Source organism: Bradyrhizobium sp. ISRA430 (assembly GCF_029909975.1).
GTDB lineage: Bacteria > Pseudomonadota > Alphaproteobacteria > Rhizobiales > Xanthobacteraceae > Bradyrhizobium.
Genome location: NZ_CP094516.1, coordinates 1,210,892 through 1,237,644, shown reverse-complemented (window position 1 = coordinate 1,237,644; position 26,753 = coordinate 1,210,892). Strand labels below are relative to the sequence as shown.

The 26,753-nt window shown below is 64.6% G+C and carries 19 protein-coding genes and 2 tRNA genes; 16 read left to right on the top strand and 5 right to left on the bottom strand.

Annotated features, from left to right (window positions below; translation table 11 throughout):
- The first annotated feature begins 21 nt into the window (after positions 1-21).
- The 3 genes from MTX21_RS06360 to MTX21_RS06350 are packed head-to-tail and all read left to right on the top strand — an operon-like array spanning position 22 to position 7,060.
- Positions 22-3,171 (top strand): efflux RND transporter permease subunit, encoded by a 3,150-nt coding sequence (locus MTX21_RS06360; RefSeq protein WP_280963970.1) that lies wholly within the window; start codon positions 22-24, stop codon positions 3,169-3,171.
- Positions 3,171-6,278, top strand: a complete 3,108-nt coding sequence (locus MTX21_RS06355) for an efflux RND transporter permease subunit (RefSeq protein WP_280963969.1) — start codon at positions 3,171-3,173, stop codon at positions 6,276-6,278. The genes MTX21_RS06360 and MTX21_RS06355 overlap by 1 nt, the downstream gene beginning before the upstream one ends.
- A 41-nt stretch (positions 6,279-6,319) precedes the next feature.
- Positions 6,320-7,060 carry a tRNA-uridine aminocarboxypropyltransferase gene (locus MTX21_RS06350; protein WP_280963968.1) on the top strand — a complete coding sequence of 247 codons (741 nt, stop codon included), beginning with the start codon at positions 6,320-6,322 and terminating at the stop codon, positions 7,058-7,060.
- 53 nt (positions 7,061-7,113) lie between these two features.
- On the opposite strand, the gene MTX21_RS06345 is transcribed toward MTX21_RS06350, so the two are convergent.
- Positions 7,114-7,187 (bottom strand) — tRNA-Cys (locus MTX21_RS06345).
- 389 nt (positions 7,188-7,576) lie between these two features.
- Here MTX21_RS06345 and MTX21_RS06340 point away from each other — a divergent pair.
- Positions 7,577-10,888 (top strand): CHAT domain-containing protein, encoded by a 3,312-nt coding sequence (locus MTX21_RS06340; RefSeq protein WP_280963967.1) that lies wholly within the window; start codon positions 7,577-7,579, stop codon positions 10,886-10,888.
- Between the two features lie 103 nt (positions 10,889-10,991).
- On the opposite strand, the gene MTX21_RS06335 is transcribed toward MTX21_RS06340, so the two are convergent.
- Entirely contained in the window at positions 10,992-11,171 is a 180-nt protein-coding gene (locus MTX21_RS06335; protein ID WP_280963966.1) for a hypothetical protein, read from the bottom strand.
- Positions 11,172-11,885: 714 nt separating this feature from the next.
- Between MTX21_RS06335 and MTX21_RS06330 the strand changes: the two genes are divergently transcribed.
- From MTX21_RS06330 to MTX21_RS06305, 6 genes are all read left to right on the top strand, one after another.
- A tRNA-Asn gene (locus MTX21_RS06330) sits at positions 11,886-11,960 on the top strand.
- Positions 11,961-12,175: 215 nt separating this feature from the next.
- On the top strand, positions 12,176-12,355 hold the full coding sequence (locus MTX21_RS06325; RefSeq protein ID WP_280963964.1) for a hypothetical protein: 180 nt from the start codon (positions 12,176-12,178) through the stop codon (positions 12,353-12,355).
- A gap of 146 nt (positions 12,356-12,501) precedes the next feature.
- Complete coding sequence (locus tag MTX21_RS06320) at positions 12,502-13,164, top strand: protein-L-isoaspartate O-methyltransferase (protein ID WP_280963963.1); 663 nt, start codon at positions 12,502-12,504, stop codon at positions 13,162-13,164.
- Positions 13,165-13,369: 205 nt separating this feature from the next.
- Entirely contained in the window at positions 13,370-14,776 is a 1,407-nt protein-coding gene (locus tag MTX21_RS06315) for a TolC family outer membrane protein (RefSeq protein WP_280963962.1), read from the top strand.
- Between the two features lie 302 nt (positions 14,777-15,078).
- Positions 15,079-15,840 (top strand): DUF2497 domain-containing protein, encoded by a 762-nt coding sequence (locus MTX21_RS06310; protein ID WP_280963961.1) that lies wholly within the window; start codon positions 15,079-15,081, stop codon positions 15,838-15,840.
- A 130-nt stretch (positions 15,841-15,970) separates the two neighbouring features.
- Positions 15,971-18,847, top strand: coding sequence for a valine--tRNA ligase (locus MTX21_RS06305; protein ID WP_280963960.1), 2,877 nt, complete (start codon positions 15,971-15,973; stop codon positions 18,845-18,847).
- A 50-nt stretch (positions 18,848-18,897) separates the two neighbouring features.
- Here MTX21_RS06305 and MTX21_RS06300 read toward each other — a convergent pair whose 3' ends face one another.
- The gene (locus MTX21_RS06300) at positions 18,898-19,512 is read right to left on the bottom strand and encodes a DNA-3-methyladenine glycosylase (protein ID WP_280963959.1); all 615 of its coding nucleotides are present in this window, start codon (positions 19,510-19,512) and stop codon (positions 18,898-18,900) included.
- Between the two features lie 130 nt (positions 19,513-19,642).
- Between MTX21_RS06300 and lipA the strand changes: the two genes are divergently transcribed.
- The 4 genes from lipA to MTX21_RS06280 all read left to right on the top strand — a co-directional run bounded on the left by lipA (position 19,643) and on the right by MTX21_RS06280 (position 22,501).
- Complete coding sequence (gene lipA, locus MTX21_RS06295; RefSeq protein WP_280963958.1) at positions 19,643-20,599, top strand: lipoyl synthase; 957 nt, start codon at positions 19,643-19,645, stop codon at positions 20,597-20,599.
- Between the two features lie 6 nt (positions 20,600-20,605).
- A complete protein-coding gene (locus MTX21_RS06290; protein ID WP_280963957.1) occupies positions 20,606-21,076 on the top strand; it encodes a type II toxin-antitoxin system RatA family toxin in 471 nt (156 codons plus the stop codon).
- Between the two features lie 295 nt (positions 21,077-21,371).
- Positions 21,372-21,551, top strand: coding sequence for a hypothetical protein (locus tag MTX21_RS06285; protein ID WP_280963956.1), 180 nt, complete (start codon positions 21,372-21,374; stop codon positions 21,549-21,551).
- A 170-nt stretch (positions 21,552-21,721) separates the two neighbouring features.
- A complete protein-coding gene (locus MTX21_RS06280) occupies positions 21,722-22,501 on the top strand; it encodes a mechanosensitive ion channel domain-containing protein (RefSeq protein ID WP_280963955.1) in 780 nt (259 codons plus the stop codon).
- A gap of 8 nt (positions 22,502-22,509) precedes the next feature.
- Here MTX21_RS06280 and MTX21_RS06275 read toward each other — a convergent pair whose 3' ends face one another.
- Both MTX21_RS06275 and MTX21_RS06270 read right to left on the bottom strand, forming a co-directional pair.
- A complete protein-coding gene (locus MTX21_RS06275) occupies positions 22,510-23,112 on the bottom strand; it encodes a CinA family protein (protein WP_280963953.1) in 603 nt (200 codons plus the stop codon).
- 3 nt (positions 23,113-23,115) lie between these two features.
- Positions 23,116-24,297, bottom strand: a complete 1,182-nt coding sequence (locus MTX21_RS06270; RefSeq protein ID WP_280963952.1) for a bifunctional 2-C-methyl-D-erythritol 4-phosphate cytidylyltransferase/2-C-methyl-D-erythritol 2,4-cyclodiphosphate synthase — start codon at positions 24,295-24,297, stop codon at positions 23,116-23,118.
- Between the two features lie 281 nt (positions 24,298-24,578).
- Between MTX21_RS06270 and dusB the strand changes: the two genes are divergently transcribed.
- A complete protein-coding gene (gene dusB / locus MTX21_RS06265) occupies positions 24,579-25,580 on the top strand; it encodes a tRNA dihydrouridine synthase DusB (RefSeq protein ID WP_280970984.1) in 1,002 nt (333 codons plus the stop codon).
- A complete protein-coding gene (locus MTX21_RS06260) occupies positions 25,577-26,752 on the top strand; it encodes a nitrogen regulation protein NR(II) (RefSeq protein WP_280963951.1) in 1,176 nt (391 codons plus the stop codon). The genes dusB and MTX21_RS06260 overlap by 4 nt, the downstream gene beginning before the upstream one ends.
- Position 26,753: the final 1 nt, after the last annotated feature.

Genomic DNA, 26,753 nt, shown 5'->3' with positions numbered 1-26,753 from the left:
CTTGAGCGGCAGGCGCATCCCATGGGCGTCTCCGAACCATTCATTCGCCGTCCGATCGCGACCTCGCTGCTCGGCATCGCGCTGCTGATCGGCGGCGCGCTTGGCTATTTTGCGCTGCCAGTGTCCGCGCTGCCGCAGGTCGACTTCCCGACGGTGCAGGTGACGACGCAGTTGCCGGGCGCCAGCCCCGACGTAATCGCCTCGCTGATCACCGCGCCGCTGGAGCGGCAGCTCGGGCAAATCCCGTCGCTGTCAGCGATGAACTCGACGAGTTCGTTCGGCGTCAGCCAGATCTCGCTCCAGTTCGACCTCAATCGCGACATCGATGGCGCAACCCAAGACGTGCAGGCCGCGATCAACGCCGCCGCCGGCGTACTGCCGAAGACGCTGCCTTACCCACCGACCTACGCCAAGGTGAACCCGGCGGACGCGCCGGTCATGACCCTGGCGCTGCGCTCCGAGACGATCTCGCTGCGGGTGATGAGCGACATCGCCGATACGATTTTGGCGCAGCGGCTGAGCCAGATTTCCGGCGTCGGGCGGGTCTCGGTGCTCGGCGGCTTGAAGCCTGCGGTGCGCATCCAGGCCGATCTGGCGCGGCTTGCGGCCTATGGCATCGCCATGGAGGATCTGCGCACCGCCATCGCCAATGCCAACGTATCCGGACCGAAGGGCTCGCTCGATGGCGCGCAGCAATCCTACATCATCGCAGCCAATGACCAGATCGCTGCAGCCGACGCCTACAGACCGATCATCATCGCCTACCGCAACGGCTCGCCGGTCACGATCGGCGACGTCGCGCAGATCGTCGATGGCCTCGAGAACGACCGCACCGGCGGCTGGTACCAGGGCACGCCGGCCGTCATCATCGACATCCAGCGCCAGCCCGGCGCCAATGTGATCGACGTCGTACGCCAGATCCGCACCGAGATCCCGAAGGTCCAGCGCGCCATTCCGGCGGGCGTCAACCTGACGGTCGTCTCCGACCGCACCGAGACCATTCGCGCCTCGGTCCGCGACGTCCAGTTCACGCTGATCCTCAGCGTCGTGCTGGTGACGCTGGTGGTGCTGTTGTTCCTGCGTTCGCTGCGGGCGACGCTGATCGCGGGGGTAGCACTGCCGCTGTCGCTGATCACGAGCTTCGGCATCATGTACTTTGCCGGCTTCAGCCTCGACAATCTGTCGCTGATGGCGCTGACCATCGGTACTGGTTTCGTCGTCGACGACGCCATCGTGATGATCGAGAACATCGTCCGGCACATGGAGAACGGCGAGAGCGCGATGGAGGCCTCGCTCAGGGGCGCCAGCGAAATCGGCTTCACCGTGATCTCGCTGACGGTATCGCTGATTGCGGTCTTCATCCCGCTTCTGTTCATGTCGGGCCTGGTCGGGCGGATGTTCCGCGAATTCGCGCTGACGCTGACGATCGCAGTCGTGACCTCGGCCGTGGTCTCGCTGACGCTGACGCCGATGATGTGCTCGCGCCTGCTCAAGGCTGCCCATGAGGAGCTGGCGGTGCCGGGCCTGGCAGCCATCAGCCGCTTCATCGACCGCACCGTCGAGGTCTACCATTCGACGCTGCTCTGGGTGCTGGAGCGCCAGCGTGCCACGCTGGTCGTCACCTTCGCCACGCTGATTGCGACCCTGGTTCTCTACGTGGTCGCGCCAAAGGGCTTCCTGCCGCTGCAGGATACCGCCTCGATCACGGCGGTGACCGAGGCGGGGGCGGACGTGTCCTTCGCGGAGATGCAGAAGCGGCAGACCGAGGCCGCCGATGCCATCAAGGCCGACCCCGACGTCACCGGCGTCGTCTCGGTGATCGGCGCAGGCTCGGTCAACCCGACCACTAACGTCGGACGCCTCGTCATGACGCTGAAGCCCCGTGGTGCGCGGCGCGACGATGTCGGCGTGGTCGTGACCCGGCTGAAGCAGAGGGTGGCCGGAATCCCCGGCATGACCGTCTATTTCCAGCCGGTGCAGGACGTGCAGATCTCGACCCAGTCCAGCCGGTCGCAATACCAGTACACGCTGACCGGCACCGATGCGACGTTGGTGTCGGAATGGGCGCGCAAGCTGGTCGCGGAGATGCGGCGTGATCCACTGTTCCGGGACGTCTCCTCGGAAGCGCAGGAAGGCGGGCTGCGGGCGCAGCTCGACGTCGATCGCACTCGCGCCGGCCAGCTCGGGGTCAGCCTCCAGGGCATCACCGACACGCTGAACGATGCGTTCGCGCAGCGGCAGATTTCCACGATCTACGGCCAGGCCAATCAGTATCGCGTGGTGCTGGAGGCCTTGCCGATGTACCAGCGCGACCCCTCGATCCTCTCAAAGCTCTATCTGCCGGGTGCCGCGAGCATCATCGCCGGCGCGCCGAACGCTCAAGTGCCGCTGTCCGCCGTGGCGACACTGAAGCGTACCACCGCGCCGCTTGCGATCTCGCACCAGGCGCAATTCCCGGCGGTCTCGCTGAGCTTCAACCTCGCGCCGGGCGCGGCGCTCGGCGACGCAGTCGCGGCGGTGAAGACGATCGAGACCCGCATCGGCATGCCCAACAGCATCGTCGGAGTCTATGCGGGCGATGCCGCCGAATTCGCCAAGGCGCTGGCGGGCCAACCCTGGCTGCTGCTCGCCGCCGTGATCACGATCTACATCGTGCTCGGCGTGCTCTATGAAAGCTACATCCACCCGATCACCATTCTCTCGACGCTGCCCTCGGCCGGCGTCGGCGCGATCCTGGCGCTGGTGCTGTGCGGCCAGGACCTCTCGGTGATCGGCCTTATCGGCATCATCCTGTTGATGGGCATCGTCAAGAAGAACGCGATCATGATGATCGACTTCGCGCTCGAGGCCGAACGCGGGCAGGGGATGTCGGCGACCGAAGCGATCGTGCAGGCCTGTCTGCTGCGCTTCCGCCCGATCATGATGACGACGCTGGCGGCGTTGTTCGGCGCACTGCCGCTCGCGATCGAAAGCGGCACCGGCTCCGAGCTGCGCTTTCCGCTCGGCATCTCCATCATCGGTGGCCTGCTGCTCAGCCAGCTCTTGACGCTCTACACCACGCCCGTGATCTACCTCGCGCTTGACCGCATCAACCGCCGCCTCGAGCAGGCGCTGCCGCCGGCCGAATCCGGCGGTCCGCCGGTCGCCGGCGCGACCGAAGGGATGCAGTGATGGCGTCGATCTCGGAGCCGTTCATCCGCCGCCCGGTCGCGACCACGCTGCTGTCGATCGGGCTGTTTCTGCTGGGTGTCGTCGCCTACGAGTTCCTGCCGGTCGCTTCGGTGCCGAATGTCGACTTCCCCGCCATCTTCGTCTCCGCGACGCGGCCCGGCGCCGATCCTTCGGTGATGGCGGCGACGGTGGCCTCGCCGTTGGAACGGCGGCTGGGCGAAATCGCAGGCATCAACCAGATCACCTCGACGAGTTCGCTGGGCACGACCAGCATCCAGCTCCAGTTCGACATCGGCCGCAACATCGACAAGGCCGCCCGCGACGTGCAGGCCGCCATCAATGCTTCGCTCGTTGACCTGCCGAGCGACTTGCCGACGCTGCCGCGCTTTCGCAAAGCCAACACCGCAGGCGCGCCCGTGTTCGTGCTGGCGCTGACTTCGAAGACGCTCTCGGCGAGCGCGATCTACGACGTCGCCGATACCGTGCTGGCGCAGCGCATCTCACAGGTGCCGGGCGTCGGCGACGTGACGGTGAGCGGTGCGGACCAGCCGGCGGTGCGGATCCAGCTCAATCCGGTAGCGCTGTCGAACGCCGGCATCGCCACCGATGACGTGCGCACCGCGATCATCAACGCCAATCCCCTCGGCCCGGTCGGCATCTTCAACGGCGATCGCCAGAGCGAGACGCTATCGCTCAACCGGCAGATGCGCACGGCCAAAGAATTTCGCGACATCGTCATCAAAAGCTCGAACGGCAATTTCGTAAGGCTCTCCGACGTCGCCGAGATCGAGGACGCCGTCCGCAACGCGCGTTCGATCGCCTGGTTCAACAAGCAGCCGGCGGTGCTGATCCAGATCACCAAGCAGGGGGACGCCAACGTCATCGACACTGTCGACCGGGTCAAGGCGCTGATCCCCAAGCTGAAGCAATGGATTCCGGCCGGCGTCGAGATCTCCACCCTGGTCGATCGCACCGGCACGATCCGGGCCAGCGTGCAGGACATGCAGTGGACGCTGCTTGCGACCGCCGTCCTGGTGATGGTCGTGGTGTTCGTGTTCCTGCGTCGCCTCACCCCGACCATCGCAGCCGGCATCTCGGTGCCGCTCGCGCTCGCCGGCACTTGTGCCGGCATGTGGCTGGCCGGCTTCTCCATCGACAATCTGTCGCTGATGGCCCTCGCGATTTCAGTCGGCTTCGTGGTCGACGACGCCATCGTCATGATCGAGAACATGTTCCGCAACCTCGGGCATGGCATGCGGCCGTTCCAGGCAGCGCAGGAGGGGGCTCGTCAGATCGGCTTCACCGTGGTGTCGATCAGCCTGTCGCTGATCGCGGCTTTCACGCCCCTGATCTTCATGGACGGCATCGTCGGCCGGCTGTTGCGCGAATTCTCGCTGACGCTCACCTTCGCGATTCTGGTCTCGACGCTGGTGTCGCTGACGGTGACGCCGATGATCTGCGCCCATTATGTCCGGCAGACCACCTCGGGAACCGCAACGCTGTTCGATCGGATGATCGAGGGATCGTTGTCGCGCATCGTCGCCTTCTACACGCGCACCTTGCGCGTCGTGCTGGAGTTTCCGCTGCTGACGCTGCTGGTGTTCTTTGCCACCATCGGCCTCACGGTGACGCTCTACGTCAAGGTGCCCAAGGGCTATTTCCCGACCGATGACTCGGGCTTCGTCATCGGCGCGACACGCGCCTCGGCCGATATCTCGTTCCAGTCGATGCTGGGCCTGCAGCAGCGGCTTGCCGACATCGTGATGCAGGATCCAGCGGTGGCCGGGATCGGCTCGACGGTCGGTAGCGGCGGCGGGGGACCGGGCGGCGCGACCTCGAATCGCGGCATCATGTACATCAGCCTGAAGCCGCCGGAAGAGCGCGGCTATATCTCGACGCAGCTCGTGATCGACCGGCTGCGACGCGCGCTGTATCCCGTGCCCGGCATCCGGCTCTTCATGTTTGCCGCCCAGGATGTGCGCGCCGGTGGACGGCAGAGCGACTCCGATTACCAGTATACGCTGACCAGCACGGACCTCGGCCTGTTGCAGAAATGGGCCCCGATCGTGGCCAAGCGCATGGAGACGGTCGAAGGCATTACCGACATTTCCAGCGACCGCGATCCCGGCGGCCTGCAGCTTACGCTGAATATCGACCGCCAGAAGGCCGCGACGCTTGGCGTCAAAGTCCAGGACATCGACAACGCACTGAATAACGCGTTCTCGCAGCGGCAGATCTCGATCATCTACACCCAGCGCAACCAGTATATGGTCGTGCTGGAGATCGATCCGAAATTCCAGGTCGATCCCTCCAATCTCGATCGCATTTACGTCGCCGGCGCGGGCGACGCGCAGGTGCCGCTGTCGGCCGTGGTGCACGCGACGCGTGGCCTTGCCGCGCTCGCGGTCTATCATTCCCAGGCATTCCCCTCGACCACCGTATCCTTCAACCTCTTGCCGAACGTGCCGCTCCAGGTCGCCACGGAGAACATCCAGCGTGCGGTCGAGGGATTGCACATGCCCGAGGGCATCCGCGGCAGCTTTGACGGCAATGCCGGCGATTTCGCCAGGACCAGCGGCCGCCAGCCGCTGCTCATCCTCGGCGCGCTGGTCGCGATGTATATCGTGCTCGGCGTGCTCTATGAGAGCCTCGCCCATCCCCTGACCATCATCTCGACGCTGCCCTCGGCGGGCCTCGGCGCGCTCCTGGCCTTGCAGGTCACCAATACGCCGCTGACGGTGATCGCCTTCGTCGGCATCATCCTGTTGATCGGCATCGTCAAGAAGAACGGCATCATGATGGTCGATTTCGCGCTCGATACCGAGCGCCAGCGTGGCCTGTCCTCGGCGGAGGCGATCTTCGAGGCCTGCCAGGCGCGCTTCCGTCCCATCCTGATGACGACCATGGCGGCGCTGTTCGCCGGCATCCCCCTCGTGATCGCGACTGGTCCGGGTACGGAGCTCCGGCGTCCGCTCGGAATCACCATCATCGGCGGCCTGTTGGTCTCGCAGGTCCTGACGCTCTACACTACGCCTGTGATCTATCTCTTGATCGACCGCCTGCGGCGGCGCTCCGAGCCGCGCGCGCTGGCCGCGCCGGCGGAATAGGCGGGTTGTTGCCGCGCCCCGCGGAGCGTATAGCGGCGGCCATGTCGAACCCACAGGACACGACGGCTGCGGCAGTCGCGCCGATCCCCGAATGCCCGCACTGCCAGAAGCCGATGCCGCTGTGCATCTGCGACAGCGTCATGCCGCTCAAGAGCCGCATCGCGCTGCTGATCCTCCAGCATCCGCAGGAGCAGGACAGGGCGCTCGGCACTGCGCGCCTGACGGCGAGGCATTTTGCCAACGCCACGGTGCGGGTCGGCCTGTCCTGGCCAAGCCTTGCCAAAGCGTTGGGCCGGCCGGTCGAAAATCCCGCGCGCTGGGCCGTACTCTATCTCGGCTCGGCGCGCGCGGCCGAACTCGAGGCCGAGGGCGACATCGTGGCACTCACCCGCAAAGGCGAGATTGCCGAGAACCAGCGCGCCATCCTGAGCAAGATCGAAGGCGTGGTGCTGCTCGACGGCACCTGGAGCCAGGCCAAAGCGCTGTGGTGGCGCAATCCCTGGATGCTGAAGTGCCAGCGCGTGATCCTCAACCCGGCCCACCCGTCGCGCTACGGGCGCCTGCGCCGCGAGCCGCGCCGCGATGGGCTCTCGACCATCGAGGCGGCTGCCGTGATGCTGGCGGGCCTGGAACGGCGTCCCGACATCGCCGAGGCGCTGCACGCCAGTTTTGAACGGATGTTAGCGCGGTATCGCGAGGTCCAGGCGACGATGCCGGAATTGGCACCCAAGCCGGTTCCAAAGGGGCGCCGGCGCGACTTCCGACGCGGCAAGCGGCACTAAGTCTCCATCCCGTCGGGGACGAAAAATGCTGTAAATATTTCAATGAGTTGGAATGGAGGCCACGACCAGAATTGAACTGGTGTAAACGGTTTTGCAGACCGCTGCGTAACCACTCCGCCACGTGGCCCCTGTGAGGGCGGAGCAATATAGGGGATCAACCGTTTAGGCAACCGCCTTCGTCCGACTTTGCCGGGCCCCGCGGATCGGGCTGGCACGGCCGCATTCGCGCACGATCGGGCGGTCGAAATTCGCGGCACGAGTTGACCAAAGCAGTCCTCGCTCAGCTCCGATGTGCGTGGGGGCTCGGGACGATTTTCACGCGACGCCGACAAGCCCGTCAACGACAAAAGGTCTCGCAGTCCGTGAGGCCGAACGCCGCATCGGATGAGCTCATTCGCAGGACGGCGCCAAGGACTGAAATTCATCTGCGCACGGTCAGGAATTGAACGTCGGGACAGGCTTGACGGATACAACCCTTGGTAGGAATCCTCATTGATCGCCAATGGAGGGGGCCACATGGCAACGACACCGATGGCAACCGGCGTGACCATCACGCACCCCGAGAGCGTTCGTGTGGAAGTCCTAACTCCCGATGTGCCCGGCGTCGCCGTTCGCCGGATGCGGGCAAGTCCGGGTGTCTCGCCCGCATTGCCGTCGGGTCTCGCCGATGCCGGCCTGACCGTGGCCGCCGACGGGATCCTGGTGCCGCCGCGTGGCGCGCAACGATCCATGCGAGCAACTCCGGGGGACATCCCGCGCGTGGAGGTCGATATCGCGCCGGGTGAGGGCGCCGTGGTGCTGGTCGAGGCCAACGGCGTGTTTACCTGGGTCACGCCGGACGAGGTGCCCGGTCCGCCCGGCGCGCGCCGGGCTCAGCGTCAACTTTCTTTCACCCTGGTGAGGCCGCCGGCCGTCGCTCCCCCTGGGGCGGCACCGCCGCGCCGCAACGTCTTCACCGACTGGCTGGTCGATGCGGTGCTCGATCAGGTCCGCGTCGTCGTGTTCAAATATGTCGGTCGGTGGGCGGCGGCAACGCTTGCCGCGCGCCTGGAAGGCGCGCTCCAGCCTGGGCCCGTTGCCATGCCGAGTCTGGACATCGAGACCTGGCGACCTCTCACGATCCAGGCGACGACGGCCGGACCGGCGCAGAAGATCCTGCTGTTTGTCCATGGCACGTTCTCGTCAACGCGGGGCAGCTTCGGCCATCTCGTCTCGCATCCGAAGGGTCGCGCATTCCTTTCGGGCGCGCTGAAGGCGTACCATCTCATTCTCGGCTTCGATCATCGCACGCTGACCGAAGACCCAATGACGAATGCGCAGCAGATACTGACGGCCCTCGGCGGCCTCGCCCTGCCGGAAGGCTCGAAGATCGATGCGATCGCCTATAGCCGCGGCGGACTCGTGCTGAGGAGCCTGATGGAAGGGCTGCTCGGTGGTGCCGATGCCGTGCTGCCCGGCGTGGTCTTCAACCGCGCGGTATTCGTCGGCTGCACCAATGGCGGGACGCATCTGGCCGAGCCGGAAAACGTCAAGGACCTTCTCGACACCTACACCAATCTGTTCGCACGCGGCTCGACCATGCTCGGTTCGTTCGGTGGACCGACCGGGATAGCGATCGGAAAAGCCTTTTCGACCAGCGTCAGCCTGTTGGGGCGTTTCGCTCAAGCGCTTGCCGATGCGGCGATCGAAGACAACGTGGTGCCCGGTCTGGCGGCGATGCGCCCGGATGGGAACGTTGTCACTCAGTTGAATCAAGCGCAGAATCCCGGCTCGCCCAACACGACATATTTCGCGGTTTCGGCCAACTTCGAGCCGGCATTCGAGATCGGAGCGGGGATCGCCAAGGAAACGGCGGAACTGCTGATCGATCGTATCGCCGATCGCCTGTTCAAGGATCAGGCCAACGATCTGGTGGTCGACACGGCCGCGATGACCGCGTTGGGTACACTTTCAGCCCGCCTCGCCAGCGAGCACGAATTTCCGTTTGGCGAGACCGACAGGGTCTACCACATCACGTATTTTGCTCAGCCCGAAGTCGCCGATAAACTGTCGGGGTGGCTGGGATTGCCAGCTCCAGCGGAATTGCTCGCCCCGCCGATTCCGGCCTCTGCACCATCAGTCGTACTCGAGGCGGCACCGGTCGTGCCGCCAGTCACACCAACCGCGCCTGTTGGAAGGCCGCTCAGAAGAGGCGCGCTGCCCACTGGCCGCGTCCTGATGTCGGACGAGCTTCGCGGGATAAAACTCGACAAGCTGCTGCCGGATTCCGAAAACCAGCCGGCGACAGGCCGGGTCAGGACGGATTCGGAATGTCATTTTGCCGCGCGAATGCCGCCGAACCCGCCGCTTGGCAAGCGAACGCGTCTGGAGGTGATCGTGTCGCGCGCCGCCATTGATCTCGCGGTCTCGGCGACGAGTGCCAAGAGCGGCCCTGTGGCCGTCTCGTTGGCTCAACCGCTGACGATCGAGGTCATCGGATTAAAGAATGCGCGCGTGGTCGATCCCGTGCCCGCCGAGGTCGTCACTGAAGCTCCAGCCGACGACAATCCGGTGACATTCGTTTTCCGGGTCGACGGTGTGGCATTCGGAGCTGCCGAGTTTCTGGTCGAGATCCGTCAATCCGCCCGCGTCCTGACATCCTTCACGCTGCGCCCAATCTTCATCGACGACGAAAGCGAGATGCTCACGGTCACTGCATCTGCGACCGTCAATCCTGCCGCGCAGCGCAACGCCGTCCTGCGCATCTACGAGATCCAGCCTGTTCCCGGCCGCATCTCCCTGCGCTTCGATCTCGAATGCGCCGATCCGAACATCAACATCAACCAGACGATATCGCTGCGCGACGGCTTCAATCGGGAGAGCTACGTCACCGAACTGCTCAAGAATGTCGAGACGGCCTGGTTCAGCGACTCGATCTCGCGCGAGCGTTTCATGACACGGTTGCGTGCGATCGGCGAGGACATGGCCAACGAACTGCTCCCCGAACGCCTGCGGCGCGCGTTATGGACGAACCGCAAGCGCATTGCGGGGATCCAGGTCCTGTCGGAAGACACCAGCTTTCCCTGGGAAATGATGTTCCTGGCAGATCCCGATCGCCAGGACGTCGACGGCGAAGGCTTCCTTGCCGAGTATGGCCTCATCCGCTGGCTGCACGATACGCAATGGCCGCCGCGGCGGCTGTCGGTCCGGCCGAACCACGTTCGCTATGTCGTGCCGAACTATCCGGTGCCAGACTACGAGCTTCCCGAGGCGCAACAGGAGCGGGAGGTTTTGAAGACGATGTTTCCGGGCGCGGTGCAGCTCGAGGCGGATTCTGTGGTGTTGAACGCGCAATTGCGGCGGCCGGGCCCGATCGACATTCTGCATGTCAGCGGCCACGGAACGTCTACGGTCGGCGGTGTCATCCGGGCGAGCCTGCTGATGACCGGGCGCCTTGGCCAGGATGGGCGCTACGAGACCGATGAATTGACGGACTCGATCGTGAAGACCGCATTGGCGTTCGACGCCAACAGTCAGCCGATCGTTTTCCTCAACGCCTGTCAGGCCGGCCGTTCCGGTAATTCGATGGTGGGGGTCGGCGGATTTGCCGCCGCATTCCTGAAGCCGGTATCGACCCGCGGAGCCGGCGCCTTCATCGGGGCGCAATGGTCGGTCGGCGATTCAACGGCTTTGATCTTTGCCAAGAAATTCTACGAGAGCCTGCTGGGCGGCCAGACGCTGGTGGAGGCGACCCGCGCGGCCCGCAACGCCTCGAAAGACGCCGGCGAGTTGTCGTGGCTCTCCTATACGGTTTATGGCGATCCGGCCGCCACGGCCGTGCGCCCCTGATGGCGGCGGAGCCGTGATGATTCAGTTTGCCTGAAGGCGAGGAGGTACCGGGCGCCAAGAATTGATCGTCATGCGCCGGGCCATTTGGTCAGGCGCGGATCGTTCAGCAGGCCGCGTACCAGTCGTCCGGAAAAGGCAAGAGGGGCCAGGCGCCCTCGTTGTCATTGGCAGCCTTGGGCGCTGCGTCGTACGTCCACGAGCGGGGCACGAATTCCTCCTCCGGCGCGGGCGCCATGGCGTCCCGGACGGCATCCAGCATCAAGTTGAATTCGGCTTCGCTCATCACACCCTCCGGAACGCGGATGGCGCAATGTCGCAAAACCGATTTGTTTCTCGATTGAGCCGATCGTTCGCATTTTAACGATCCGGCGATCGGGACCCGATTGGTTAGCGATTCCTGAAAATCCCAATGCCAACCTAGGATCGCGCCGCGGGGGCCAAGTGTGAAAGAAGTCACATCCTCGCAAGCTTATTTCCCCAGCTCTTCATGCGACGCCCAGCCAATGCGGGGCGGCTGAGCGCGGCCTGTGGGTTTGTGCGCAGCAAGTAGTTTGCGATGCCTGCACAAATCTGCCGGACCGTGGCTGTGGATATGCTGCGGATATGCTGTTGAGGGACGGAATGCTGACGCATATTTGTCAAGGATCGAAATCATATCGCTCAGCGGTCGCACGAAATTGCGGCGCGGTTCGTCAGGATTCGGCACGAGGGAAAGGCTGGTGCGAAGTGGGCCGTGAGGACGCGGACCTGTACGTCCACGTTTTGAAGCGCACTCGCCGGGAAGACAAACGCCGCAGATTTATGAATGCCCGCTCATTGCTGCGGTGATTGCCGATCGATAAGAACAGGCGGTAGTTCGCCCGATGGCCGGGAGGAGGGGGCTGAAGGCTCCTTCAGGGCTTTCCTCGACGCGCTTGCGGAAGATGACGAATTCGTCCTTTGCAAGCGCAAGCGGCTTTGTTATACGCAGCCGCGCGCGAACGCCGGTTCGCCCTTTTCCTCGGTAGCTCAGCGGTAGAGCATCCGACTGTTAATCGGATGGTCGCTGGTTCGAATCCAGCCCGGGGAGCCAATTTTCCGCACAATCTCAATGGATTACGGTTACCTTCGGATCCGCTACGCGATCTCGCTGTAGTAGGCCCGCAAGCGTGCGCTGGTGCGCATCCGACGTAAACTCGTTTCAAGCCCTTGTGTGTGACGTCGCATCGTCGTGCCATGGCGAGGACGCCAAATCGGCCCAATTCAAACCGAGGTTCCAGAGGCCTGACCCTTGTGGAGCTGATTCCTATGCCAGACGCCCAGGTCGACCATACCCGTGTGGCCCCCTCGATTCTGCCGGCGGACGTTCCGGAGCTCAGTGACGATGAATGCCTGGCGCGGCTAGCGCGTGCCGTCAACGCGCCCGATTCGGTGCGGCTCGACGAGGTTGCGGCGCTGATTGCCCGGCTCGCGGTCGCAATCGAATAGACCTGCTTGGATCGTTTCGCGGTGACGGGCACCGGGATGCCACCGCGGCTGTTCCGGGCCAACGCCCGTGTTGCGTTTTCGCGGAGCTTGTTCCAAAGATGCCGCCAACTTTCGTCCGCGGCATCATCCGCATTTCAGGGTCCCAAATGTCCGGTTTTTCGACCGCGCGCCAAAAAATGGTCGATGGCCAGGTGCGCACCAATGACGTCACCGATCGCCGCATTCTCGATGCCATGCTCACGGTTCCCCGAGAGGTCTTCGTGCCGGCCGGCCGGCAGGCCTTGGCCTATCTCGACCTCGATCTCGATGTGAGCGAGGGGGCCGCCAAGCGGTTCCTGATCAAGCCGGCACTGACCGGCAAGCTGCTTCAGGCCGCCCAGATTGGGGAGGGCGACAACGTGCTCGTCGTCGGCTGTGCGAGCGGATATCTGGCCGCGCTGATCGCGAAGTTTGCACGACAGGTCACTGCGACGGAATGCGATTCGGCACTTGCTGCGAAGGCCAAGGACATCATTGCCAAGCTCGGGCTCGCCAATGTCACCTGCGAGGCTGCGGCCTGCACCGAGGGGGACGCGACGGCAGCCCCCTATGACGTGATCATCCTCAACGGTGCCACCGAGGTGACGCCGGAAGGGTTACTTGCCCAGCTCAAGGACGGCGGGCGCTTGGTCGGGGTCTCCGCCGAATCGAAGCCGCCTCGGGCCATGATCGTGACCCATTCTCACGGCGATTTCGGTCATCGGACGCTGTTCGATGCCTCCGCCCCGGTCCTTCCCGGGCTGGAACGGGCCGCCGCCTTCGTCTTCTGACCGCCGATAACCCGTTAAAATACCGTTCTGAATCAGAAGTGTGGCCGGGAAGCTGCACGTGAAGAGTTTCGGCTGAGAACTGCCTCGAGGTAGTTCCGTTGCGCTTAACCGCGTCCTATGTTGCCCAGGGGCAACGACTCCACTCGGATACGGTAACCAGGTTCGCGGGCACGAACCTGGCGTGAGATGAAACGGAATTTAAGGGATGCATGGGGTGAAGCTCTTCACCGGAGCTGCGGTTTCGGTCCTGCTGACGGCGCTTGCCGGGCCGACGCCTGCCTTGGCGGACACGATCGAGGCTGCGCTGGTTCGCGCCTATCAGAACAACCCGCAGCTCAACGCACAGCGTGCCCAGGTGCGCTCGACCGACGAAAACGTGCCGCAGGCGCTATCGGGCTATCGCCCCAAGGTCGCACTGACCGCAAGCGTCGGCGTTCAATACACGGATACGAATATTACCTCCGGGGGCTCACCGACGACGCTCGTGAGGACCGAAAACCACGGCGTGAATGCGCCGCGCAGCGCCGGCGTGACGGTGACGCAGAACCTGTTCAACGGCAACCAGACCGCCAACAGGACGCGTGCCGCCGAGAGCCAGGTCTCGGGCGCGCGCGAGGCGCTGCGTGTGATGGAGCAGAGCGTTCTACTCTCGGCCGCGACCACTTACATGGACTACCTGCGCGATTCGGCGACGCTGGAAGTCCAGCGCAGCAACGTGCGCGTGCTCGAGCAGACGCTCAAGCAGACGCGCGACCGCTTCAACGTCGGTGAGGTGACCCGCACCGACGTCGCGCAATCCGAGGCCCAGCTCGCCGCCGGCAAGACGCAGGCGCTGCAGGCCGAATCGAACCTGGTCACGACCCGCGCCAACTTCCGCCGCATCATCGGCAACGAGCCGGAAAACCTCGCGCCAGGCTCGCCGGTCGATCGCTTCCTGCCGGCAACGCTGGCTTCCTCTGTGAGTCTCAGCCTGGTCGAGAACCCCAACGTCACCGCCGCCATGTACGGCATCGACGTCAATTATCTCCAGGTGAAGATCAACGAAGGCGCGCTGCTGCCGACGATCAATTTCCAGGTCGCGGCGACGCAGTCATACGAGCAGACCTTGACGATCTTCCGCTCGTTCGGTGCCTCGGCGGTCGCGCAGGTTTCCGCACCCATCTATCAGGGCGGTGCTGAATATGCGCTGATCCGTCAATCCAAGGAAAACCTGGCGCAGCAGCGTCTCAATCTCGAAACGACCCGCGACCAGACCCGCGCCAACGTCGTGCAGTCGTGGGGACAGTTGCAGGCCGGCAAGGCGCAGGTCGCCTCGGCGCAAGCGCAGGTCACGGCCTCCGAGATCGCGCTGAACGGTGTGCGCGAGGAAGCCAAGGCCGGACAGCGCACCACGCTCGACGTGCTCAACGCGCAGCAGGCGCTCGTCAATGCCCGCGTCGCGCTGGTCACCGCGCAGCATGATCGCGTGGTTGCGTCCTACTCCGTGCTGAGCTCGGTCGGCCGCCTGTCGCCGCAGGTGCTCGGTCTCGCCACCACGACCTACGATCCCAGCGTGCACTACCATCAGGTCCGCGATAGCTGGGCCGGCGTGCGCACGCCCGACGGACGCTGATTGCCGCAATGAGATTGGCCTCGCAAAAGGGCGAGGCCAATCGGCGGTTTGCTTGCAATCATCAAAATCCCTGACATAGCCTTTGAAGGAAGCTGCGGAGCGATTCGCCCTGCATGCGATGTCGTTTGCGTAAAGCTTTGGTGCCGGGGGCAGGGGCGCACCGCCGCACGTTGAGCCGTGAACTGGGGACAAGTCAGGCCGTCACGACGAAAATGTCGGACTGCTTTTCGCGGAACCGGCCAATCCTGTCGTGCTTGGTGTAAAACAACGCATGCGAGGGCGTTGATGATGTGGAGTCGGAGATGACGCAGCCTGCAAAGGTCTCAGAACCCTCGATGGAGGAGATTCTGGCCTCGATCCGGCGCATCATTGCCGACGACGAGGCCAAGCCGCCGCCGACGGAAGCTGCCAAACCGGAGAAAGCTGCTGCGCCCGCCGCACCTGCGGCAAAGCCGCAGGTCGTGAACGACATTCCCCCCACCAAGATCGCGTCCGCAAAGCCCGCGGTCGAAAAAGCCGCGCCGCCGCCGGCCGCCAAACCGGCACCAACTCCCGCGCCTGCGCCCGCGGCATCCAACAGCCAAGACGACATCGACGCTCTCCTGGCCGGGTTGGACGAGGCGACACCTGCACCCGAGGTGCGGGAACCGGAGCCCGAGCCTGAAGCCGATGTGCTCGAACTAACCGACGAGATGGCCGTCGAGCCGACGCCGCCTGCGCCGCCGAGCTTCCGCAAGGTCGAGCCGCGCGACGACCTCGAGTTCGCCGAAGCGGTGCCACCCAGTCAGTCCGCGCCGCCGCCGTCATATGCACCCGTGGATTTCGACGCCCCGCCGCTACCGCCACAGCAGCCGATCCTGGCGCAATCGACGGTTTCCGCAGTCGAATCAGCCTTCAATTCCTTGGCTCACACGGTGCTTAGCAGCAATGCGCGGACGCTGGAGGATCTGGTCAAGGAAATGCTGCGGCCGATGCTGAAGTCCTGGCTCGACGACAATCTGCCGGGCCTCGTTGAACGCATCGTGAAGGCGGAAATCGAGAGGGTCTCGCGCGGCGGCCGGTGAGACCGAGCCGCCCGGCCCCGATAAAGCCCTGCTTTCGTGTCCTATCTGGTCTGTCTGGCGGGCCGGAAAGCTCTTTTGTCGCTGAGCTTTCCGTTGACTTGAACCCCGCGCGCGGCTTTCTAGCAGCCCCATGATCGAGAAAAACTACCAGCCCGCCGATATCGAAACCCGCATGTCCGTCGTCTGGGAGGACAGCCTTGCGTTCAAGGCCGGCCGCCCCGACCGTCGCAATGCGGCGCCCTTCACCATCGTGATCCCCCCACCGAACGTGACGGGATCGCTGCACATGGGCCACGCACTCAACAACACGCTCCAGGACATCCTGTGCCGTTTCGAGCGAATGCGCGGACGTGACGTGCTCTGGCAGCCTGGGACCGATCATGCCGGCATCGCGACCCAGATGGTGGTCGAGCGGCAGTTGATGGAGCGCCAGGAGCCCGGCCGCCGCGAGATGGGCCGCGAGAAATTCCTGGAGCGGGTCTGGGAGTGGAAGGCCGAGAGCGGCGACACCATCATCAATCAGCTCAAGCGGCTCGGCGCCTCCTGCGACTGGTCGCGCGAGCGCTTCACCATGGACGAGGGCCTGTCGAAAGCCGTCGTCAAGGTGTTCGTCGAGCTGCACCGCGATGGCCTGATCTACAAGGACAAGCGGCTGGTGAACTGGGACACCAAGCTGCTCACCGCGATCTCCGATCTCGAAGTGCAGCAGGTCGAGGTCAAGGGCAGCCTTTGGTATCTGCGCTATCCGATTGAAAGCAAGACATTCAGCCCGGACGATCCCTCGAGCTTCATCGTCGTCGCCACCACGCGTCCTGAAACCATGCTCGGCGATACCGGCGTCGCAGTGCATCCCGAGGACGAGCGCTACCGGAAGCTGGTCGGCAAGCACGTCATCCTGCCGCTGGTCGGTCGCAAGGTTCAAATCGTCGCCGACGAGTATTCCGATCCGGAAAAGGGCTCCGGCGCGGTGAAGGTGACGCCGGCGCATGACTTCAACGACTTCGAGGTCGGCAGGCGCCATGGGCTGCGCCAGATCAGCGTGCTCGACAAGGAAGGCTGCCTCGATCTTCTCGGCAACGAGGACTATCTGCGCGACCTGCCCGAAGGCGCATCACAGTTCGCCGAGGAGTTTCACAAGGTCGAACGCTTCGCCGCGCGCAAGCGCATCGTCGAGCGGCTGGAGACGTTCGGGTTCATCGAGCGCATCGAGCCGCACACCCACATGGTCCCGCATGGCGATCGCTCCGGCACCGTGATCGAGCCCTATCTGACCGACCAGTGGTACGTCGATGCGAAGACGCTCGCGAGCCCCGCGATCGCGGCGGTGCGTTCGGGCAAAACGACGTTTGTGCCGAAGAACTGGGAAAAGACCTATTTCGAATGGATGGAGAACATCCAGCCCTGGTGCATCTCGCGCCAGCTCTGGTGGGGTCACCAGATCCCGGCCTGGTACGGGCCAGACGGCAAGGTCTTCGTCGCCGAGACCGAGGAGGAGGCCGTCAGCCACGCACTCGGCTATTACGTCGAGCAGGAGGTGATTACGGCCGAGCAGGGCCGCGAGATGGCGCTCGACCGCAACAAGCGCGAGGGCTTCATCACCCGCGACGAGGACGTGCTCGACACTTGGTTCTCCTCGGCGCTGTGGCCGTTCTCGACGCTCGGCTGGCCCGAAGATGCGCCTGAGGTGAAGCGCTACTACCCGACCAACGCGCTGGTGACCGGTTTCGACATCATCTTCTTCTGGGTCGCTCGCATGATGATGATGGGCCTGCACTTCATGAAGGAGGTGCCGTTCTCGACGGTCTACATCCACGCTCTCGTCCGCGACGAGAGGGGCGCGAAGATGTCGAAGTCTAAGGGCAACGTTATCGATCCCCTGCACCTGATCGATGAGTACGGCGCGGATGCGCTCCGCTTCACGCTGGCCGCGATGGCAGCGCAGGGCCGCGACATCAAGCTCGCGACCAGCCGCGTCGAGGGCTACCGCAATTTCGCGACGAAGCTCTGGAACGCCTGCCGTTTCGCCGAGATGAATCACTGCACCGTGCCCGATGGCTTCGAGCCGGCGAAAGCGAAGGAAACGCTGAACCGCTGGATCGCGCATGAGACCGCGCACACCACGCGCGAAGTGACCGAAGCGATCGAGGCTTATCGCTTCAACGATGCCGCCGGCGCGATCTACCGCTTTGTCTGGAACGTCTATTGCGACTGGTATGTCGAGCTTGCAAAGCCCGTGCTGCTTGGCCCGGATGGCCCCGCCAAGGCCGAGACCCGCGCCATGGTCGCTTGGGCGCGCGACGAGATCCTGAAGCTGCTGCACCCCTTCATGCCCTTCATCACCGAGGAGCTGTGGGAGGTGACCGCCAAGCGCGAGGTCTTGCTGGCGCTCGCGCCGTGGCCGCTGAAACCGGCCGAACCGACCCCGGAGCAGCTTGCAATGCTCGCGGCGGCCGCCGGGCCGACCGATCCGCTCATCTCGCCGGCTCTCATTATGCCGATCTTCGATCATGCTGACTTCACCGATCCTGCGGCCGAGGCCGAGATCGGCTGGGTGATCGACCTCGTCACGCAGATCCGCTCGGTGCGCGCCGAGATGAACATCCCGCCGGCGACGCTGACGGCACTGGTGCTCGCCGGTGCATCCGCCGGGACGAAAGAGCGCGCGCCGCGCTGGACCGACGTGATCAAGCGTATGGCGCGGCTGTCGGACATCTCCTTCGCCGATCGTGCGCCCGACGGCGCCGTCCAGATCCTGGTGCGCGGCGAAGTCGCAGCCCTGCCGCTGAAGGGCGTGGTGGATCTCGCCGCAGAGCGCGCGCGTCTCGACAAGGAGATCGCGAAAGCGGACGCCGACATCAGGCGCGCCGAGTCCAAGCTGGCGAACGAGAAATTCGTCGCCAACGCGGCGGAAGAGGTCGTCGAGGAGGAGCGCGAAAAGCTCGAGACAGCGATCGCGCGCAAGGCGAAACTGCTCGAGGCGCTGGAGCGTTTGAAGCAGGTATCGTGAGGCTTCCGTCATTCCGGGGTCCATACTGTGCATCGCCCCGGAATGACGGTTTACTTCGGAAACGGCTTGCTCAGAAACTTCGACCCCTTGACGCCGTAACGCCAGGGCAGTTCGACCGCCTTGGTGATGCCGATGCGAATGCCGGCCGCGACCTCGACGTCCTCGGTCCGCGCATGCAGCGCGATCGGCGGCCGGTCCAGCGGCAGGGCGTTGTGGTCGATGGTGACGCCGAGCGCTTCCGTCAGTTTGCCCGGGCCCGAGCACAGCGCGTGCACGTCGTCGAGATGGCGGCGGCGGCGCATCGCGGCGATCCCGTGTGTCGGCTCTAGTGCGCGGATCAGGACCGCGCTGGCCGAGCCTTCCTCCTCGCAGACGAAATTCACGCACCAATGGATGCCGTAGGAGCGGTAGACATAGGCAAAGCCCGGCGGGCCGAACATCACCCTGTTCCGCGGCGTTGGCCCGCGATAGGAGTGCGCCGCCGGGTCGGTATGATGATAGGCCTCTACCTCGACGATTGTCCCGCCGACGCCCCCGACCAGCAGGGTCGCGCCGATCAGGTCGGGAGCGACCTCATGGACGCTGCGGCCGAAGAAGCCACGCTTCAGCGGCTTGCCGAGGCGGGGCGTGGATGCGTTCGATCTTGGTAGTCTTCTTGGAGCCATTCGAGGTGAGAATCGCTTGAGAACAGAGCAGGATATTCCCCATATCTGCCATGTTCCCTGAAGCAGGGCGAGCCGGGTTGCGATGCCATGCGATACCGACTAGGTAGGACCTGAACAGACCGGACATCCCATGGTCGTTATCGTCGATACCATCTCGAACCCGCTGCGCCCGCGCCATCCTGAAAAGGTGAACCGGCCCGATTCCGCTTCGCCGCCGAAGCCGGACTGGATTCGCGTGCGCGCGCCCAACACCCGCGGCTATGCCGACACCCGCAACATCGTGCGGGCGAATGGCCTGCACACGGTGTGCGAGGAGGCGGGTTGCCCGAACATCGGCGAGTGCTGGGACAAAAAGCACGCGACCTTCATGATCATGGGTGATACCTGCACCCGCGCCTGCGCCTTCTGCAACGTCAAGACCGGCCTGCCCAACGCGCTGGATGGAGCCGAGCCGCAGAACGTCGCCGAGGCAGTGGCCAAGCTGGGCCTCGCCCACGTCGTCATCACCTCTGTCGACCGCGACGATCTTGTCGATGGCGGCGCCGAGCATTTTGCCCAGACCATCCGCGCCATCCGCGCCGCCTGTCCGTCGACCACGATCGAGATCCTGACGCCCGACTTCCTGCGCAAGGAGGGGGCGCTCGAGGTTGTCGTGGCGGCCAAGCCCGATGTCTTCAACCACAATCTCGAGACCGTGCCGTCGCGCTACCTCACGGTGCGGCCCGGCGCGCGCTACTTCCATTCGATCCGGCTGTTGCAGCGGGTCAAGGAGATCGATCCGGCGATCTTCACCAAATCCGGCATCATGGTGGGCCTCGGCGAGGAGCGTCACGAGGTGCAGCAGGTGATGGACGATCTGCGCTCCGCGGACGTCGACTTCCTGACCATCGGCCAGTATCTGCAGCCGACCCGGAAGCATCACGCGGTGATGCGCTACGTGCCGCCGGACGAGTTTTCGTCCTACGAAAAGGTCGCCTACACCAAGGGCTTCTTGATGGTGTCGGCGAGCCCGCTCACCCGTTCGTCGCATCATGCCGGCGAGGATTTTGCAAGACTGAAGGCATCCCGGGCCGCAACAGCCCGCTGACGTTCAATGCATCGAGTGTCGAGCAAGCACCGCGTCAACCACAGTGCGTCCGAGATGTTTGATCTGGTCGCCGATGTCGAGCGCTATCCGGAATTCGTGCCGCTGTGCAGCGCGCTGAAGGTGCGCCAGCGGATGGCCAAGCCCGACGGGACGGAGGTGCTGGTCGCCGACATGACGGTGTCGTTCAAGCTGGTCAAGGAATCCTTCACCAGCCGCGTGACGCTCGACCGCGCCAACCTGAAAATCCTCGTCGAATATCTGCGAGGGCCGTTCAGCAATCTCGAAAATCGCTGGACGTTCGAGCCGAAGGGTGATGGCGTCTGCGACGTCGGCTTTTTCCTGTCCTATCAGTTCAAGAGCCGCATGCTCGCGATGCTGATGGGCTCGATGTTCGATACCGCGTTCGCGCGCTTTTCCGCCGCGTTCGAAAAACGGGCCGATGCGATCTACGGTCGGCCCAAGCTCGCACCGTCCTAACCGAGACAACTCCACGTCAATTCGTCTTGTTGACGACAGCGGCGGTTACGAGGTTGATGCAGACGCGCGTTCGCGTTCCCGCACACATTGTGGCTTCCAAGGCGCCTCCCGCGCGCAACCCCACATTCAAACTGTGCGCCATGGGCGGCGACAAGTGCAGTTTGTGCCAAAGCGCGGCGTCCTGACGGAACACCCCTTGCCGCGAGCGGCACACCGGTGAAGCTGCATTTCATGGACTGTTCAACTAAAATACGAATCGGTGGATGGGGGAATGTATGGGCAGGACCAAAGGGACATGGGACGTTGGAAGCAGTCCTGGAGTGCGGAAGATCTGAGCAAGCTCAGGACACTCGCAGGCACTAAACCGGTCGCGATCATCGCCAAGGAGCTTGGCCGCACCACGGGCACGGTGCTTGCGAAGGCGATCGAGCAAAAGCTTCCCGTCCTGCATCGGATCAAACAGACGGGACAATGATCGCCGCCGCTGTGGGAGCGTGGAATCCGAGCCGGTTGCGTTCCGAGCCCGATACTGCTTCTCGCGGAATAGATGTCCGGCGTCTCTTCGTTCGATGCTTTGGCAGGCTGCCGGGGGGATCATTTCAGGGCGTTGCGAGTTCTCAACCGATTGTTCCGGATGGAGCCGCCATGACCATCAATTTCGACACGTTGAAGGCGTCGCTCGTCCTGTACGGGCTGAACGTGCTTTATGCGATCCTGCTGCTTGCGATCGGCTGGTATCTGTCCGGCGCATTGCAACGCTTCCTCACCCGGATGCTGAGCGTCACGCACCGGGTCGATCCGCTGGTGACGTTGTTCGTGGCCAGCGTCGCGCGCTACGGCGTGCTCGCGGTGGTCGGCATTGCCGTGCTTCAGCTCTTCGGCATCCAGACCGCGAGTCTCGTCGCCGTGCTGGGCGCGACATCACTCGCCATTGGCCTCGCCTTGCAGGGCACACTCTCCAATCTCGCCGCCGGCGTGATGCTGCTGCTGTTTCGTCCCTTTCGCATCGGCGATGACGTCGAGGTCGCCGGCAAGGCGGGGAAGGTGAGATCGCTGTCGCTGTTCATGACCGAGCTGGTCGCGCCAGACAACACGCAGATCCTGCTGCCGAACGGACAGGTCTGGGGCGCAGCCATCATAAACCACAGCGCCTATCCCGGCACAGGCGAGATCAAGGTGACCTTCCCGGTCAGGGCCGGGACGGCCAATACATTGGCCGGCCAGATCCTGAAGGCGTTGCGCGAAGATCCGCGCATCGACACGCGGGTCAATCCGGCAGTCCATGTGTCCAAGGTGATCGATGTCGCAAACTCCACCGCACCCGTCGTGGAGTTGACCGTCAGCGCGACGGTGAACCCGTCCGATACCGATGCCGTCAAGCAGCGCGTGCTCGATCACGCGAGCACGCTGCTGGCGGCTGCGTGAGCCGTGCCTTACCCGCGCGGCGGTCGCCGGCGCTTCACCGCATGCCGCCGTGGCGAGCGGGCGACGCGCGGGCGCAGCCGGCTTACGGCTTCGCGGCGCGGCTTGACCTGGGCCTGCGGGCCGCGCGCGAGATCCATCAGCATACGCAGTGCCTCGACCACCGAGCGCAGCCGCACGGCGCTGCGGCCGATGGCGCCGAAGCGGTGCTCGCGATGAATGATCCGGCCGTCCCGCGCGGCGGCAGCGAAATGCACGAGCCCGACCGGCTTCCCGGGCGTGGCGCCGCCGGGGCCGGCAATCCCGGTGATGGCGACCGCGAGATCGACGCCAGCGCGCTCCAGCGCACCGACTGCCATCGCAGTCGCGGTCTCCTTGCTGACCGCGCCGAAATTCGCCAGCGTGCCCGCCTCGACGCCGAGCATCGCGCGCTTGGCGTCGTTGGAATAGGTAACGAAGCCGCGGTCGATCACATCGGAAGAGCCGGGGATGTCGGTTAGGGCGCCGGCGACGAGGCCGCCGGTACAGGATTCCGCGGTCGCGATCGTCAGCTTGCGCATCCGGCACAGATCGAGCAGCGAGCGGGAGAGGGCGCGTGCGTCGCTGCCGCCCATGGCCTAGATGCTCCAGGGCAGGCGGATGGTGGCGCTCGCGGTCGCCGCGATGCCTTCCTCGCGGCCGGTGAAGCCGAGCCGCTCGCTGGTCGTCGCTTTCACGGCAATGCGGGAGATGTCGACGCCCGAGATCTCGGCGATGCGCGCCCGCATGGTGTCGCGCAACGGGCCGATCTTCGGCCGTTCGCAGATCAGCGTCACCTCGAGATTGGCGACGCGGCCGCCGCGCTGCGAGACGCGGTCGATGGCGTATTTCAGGAACTGGTCGGAGGAGGCGCCCTTCCACTTCGGATCGCTCGGCGGGAAGTGCGAGCCGATGTCGCCGTCGGCCAGTGCTCCGAGGATCGCGTCGACCAGCGCATGCAGGCCGACATCGCCGTCGGAATGGGCCAGAAACCCCCTGGTGTGCGGCACACGGACGCCGCAGATCATGACGTGGTCGCCTTCGCCAAAGGCATGCACGTCATAGCCCGTGCCCGTCCTGATATCGCCGAGCTGGGCGGCCAGGCGCGCTTCCTCGCGCACGAAGTCTTCGGGAGTGGTGAGCTTCATATTGGCAACATCGCCTTCAAAGGTTGCAACCGTCAATCCCGCCCATTCGGCAATCGCCGCATCGTCGGTGAAATCGCTGCGTCCTTCTCTTGCCGCGCGACGATGCGCCTCGAGGATGACGTCGAAACGAAAGGATTGAGGCGTCTGGGCGATTCTCAGGCGCGTACGGTCCGGCGTGCCTTCGACGTCGCCGGCCTCGCCGGTGAGCTTGATGGTATCGGTGACGGGAATTGCCGGGATCGCCGCACCGGTGCGGCTTGCCGCGTCGATTGCACGGGAGATCAGCGCCTGCGAGACGAAGGGCCGCGCCGCGTCGTGGATAAGGACGATATCCGGCTTGTGTCTGGCGAGTGCCTCAAGACCGGCGAGCACGGAAGCCTGCCTGGTCGCGCCGCCATTGGTCGGCGGCTCGTGCCGCAGCCCTGCGACTGCGGCCGTGAACATCGCGCTGTCGTCGGGATTGACCACCGGCTGCACCGCGAACACATCCGCATGGCGGCTGAAGGCTTCCATGGCTCGAAAGATCACGGGCTGGCCGCCGATCGTGCGGTATTGCTTCGGCCCGCCGGCGCCTGCGCGCAGTCCGCGACCGGCTGCGACGAGAACGACTCCAGTGCGCTCTGATTTCGCCATAGGGCTCGATTACTCAATTGCTGGTGAAGAGTCGGGGAGTGGGGTGATTGCCGGCATGCCTCTAGCACGGCAGGGCCGCAAAAAAAGAGGTTTCCCTGCGTTGTGGGAAATCGCATTTTGCTGCACTGCACTTGAAAGATTGGAAGAACTGTCTAAACTGTAGGCATGACGCTTGACTGCACAAGAATTGTGCGCAAGATAGATCATGACAGGTGCGATGAGGCCCCTGTCTTGTGAACGAGACCTTCGTGACCGGCTCGGAAGCATTCGGCGCTAAGCCGTTGAAGATAGGCGATATTGACGTCGCCACCCCGGTTTTCCTGGCGCCGATGTCGGGAGTGACCGACTCGCCGTTCCGGCGGCTGGCCGCCGAGCTTGGGGCCGGCCTTGTCGTGTCCGAAATGACCGCCAGCGACGATCTCGCCAATGGCCATACGATGTCGCGTTTGCGCTGCGAAGCGACCGGGATCGGCCCTCATGTCGTACAGCTTGCCGGCTGCGAGGCGCGCTGGATGGCCGAGGGCGCCCGGATCGCGGAGGCCGGCGGCGCCGACATCATCGACATCAACATGGGCTGTCCCGCCCGTCACGTCACCGGCGGCCAGTCCGGCTCGGCCTTGATGCGCGACCTCGACCACGCCGTCAGCCTGATCGAGGCAACAATCGCGGCGGTGAAGGTGCCGGTGACGCTGAAGATGCGACTTGGCTGGGACGAGCGCACCCGCAATGCGCCGGAGCTGGCGCGGCGCGCGGAGGCTGCCGGCGTGGAACTCGTGACCGTGCATGGCCGCACCCGCGCCCAATTCTACAAGGGCGAAGCCGACTGGGACGCAATTCGCGCGGTGCGCGAGGCGATCTCCATCCCGCTCGTCGTCAATGGCGACATTACATCTTACGACAAGGCGATCGCGGCGCTCGATGCCTCCGGCGCTGATGCGGTGATGATCGGACGCGGCGCGCAAGGCCAGCCCTGGCTGCCCGGCCAGATCGGCCGCCGCCTCAACGGCGGGGAAGCCGAGGCCGCACCGTCGCTCGAGCAGCAGCTCGACTATGTCCGCACGCTCTATGAGGGCGTCTGCGCGCTCTATGGCCTGCGCATCGGCCTGAAGCATGCACGAAAACATCTCGGCTGGGCCCTCGAGGTGGCCGCGCAAGCGAGCCGCGCGCCGGCCGAAAAGCTGAGAGCCTGGCGCCAGACGATCCTCACCTCGGAGGACCCGCGCCTTGTCCAGCGGTCGCTGCAGGACGCCTTCGACGACTTCGCATGGAGCGCTGCCGCATGAGCTCAGCCGCTGACCATCGTCGGCCGCTTTCGTCCGAGAGCGACGCCATCCTCGATGCCTTGCCCAATCCCGTGCTCACGATCGGGCCTGACGGCAAGATCGTCGCCGCCAACATCGCAACTGAAGCCTTCTTCGAGATCTCGACGCAATTCCTGAAGCGGCAGTCGCTGAAGGAGTTGGTGCCGTTCGGAAGCCCCTTGCTGGCGCTGATCGATCAGGTCCGCTCCTCCAATTCGCCTGTCAATGAATACAAGGTCGACCTCGGCACGCCGCGCATGGGCGGCGACCGTCAAGTCGACCTCCATGTCGCACCGCTGACGGAACGGCCCGGCCATATCGTGGTGATGCTCCAGGAGCGTACCATCGCCGACAAGATGGACCGCCAGCTCACCCATCGCAGTGCCGCGCGCTCGGTGATCGCGCTGGCCGCGATGCTTGCGCATGAGATCAAGAATCCGCTCTCCGGCATCCGCGGCGCGGCGCAGCTTCTCGAGCAGCAGGCCTCGTCCGAGGACCGCATGCTGACTCGGCTGATCTGCGACGAGGCCGACCGAATCGTGACGCTGGTGGACCGCATGGAGGTGTTCGGCGACGAACGGCCCGTGGTGCGTGGCCCGGTCAACATCCATTCCGTACTCGATCACGTGAAGCGACTGGCGCAGTCCGGCTTTGCCCGCAACATCCGCTTCATCGAGGACTACGATCCCTCGCTGCCGCCGGTTCTGGCCAACCAGGACCAGCTCATCCAGGTGTTCCTCAACCTGGTGAAGAATGCCGCCGAAGCCCTGATCGACGTCCCCGACGCCGAGATCCAGCTCACCACCGCGTTCCGTCCCGGCGTCCGCCTGTCAGTGCCCGGTCAAAAATCCCGGGTATCGCTGCCGCTTGAATTCTGCGTCAAGGACAATGGACCAGGCGTGCCGGACGATCTTCTGCCCAACCTGTTCGATCCCTTCGTGACCACCAAGCAGACCGGCTCGGGTCTGGGCCTCGCGCTGGTCGCGAAAATCATCGGTGATCACGGGGGCATCATCGAATGCGAGTCTCAGCCGCGCAAGACCACCTTCCGCGTGCTGATGCCGATGTACTCGACGTCTCTCAAACACGCCGATCAAAGCAGCCACGCCGACTCTGCCGGGAAGTCGTCGCCTGCGTCACAGGGGGCAAAATGAG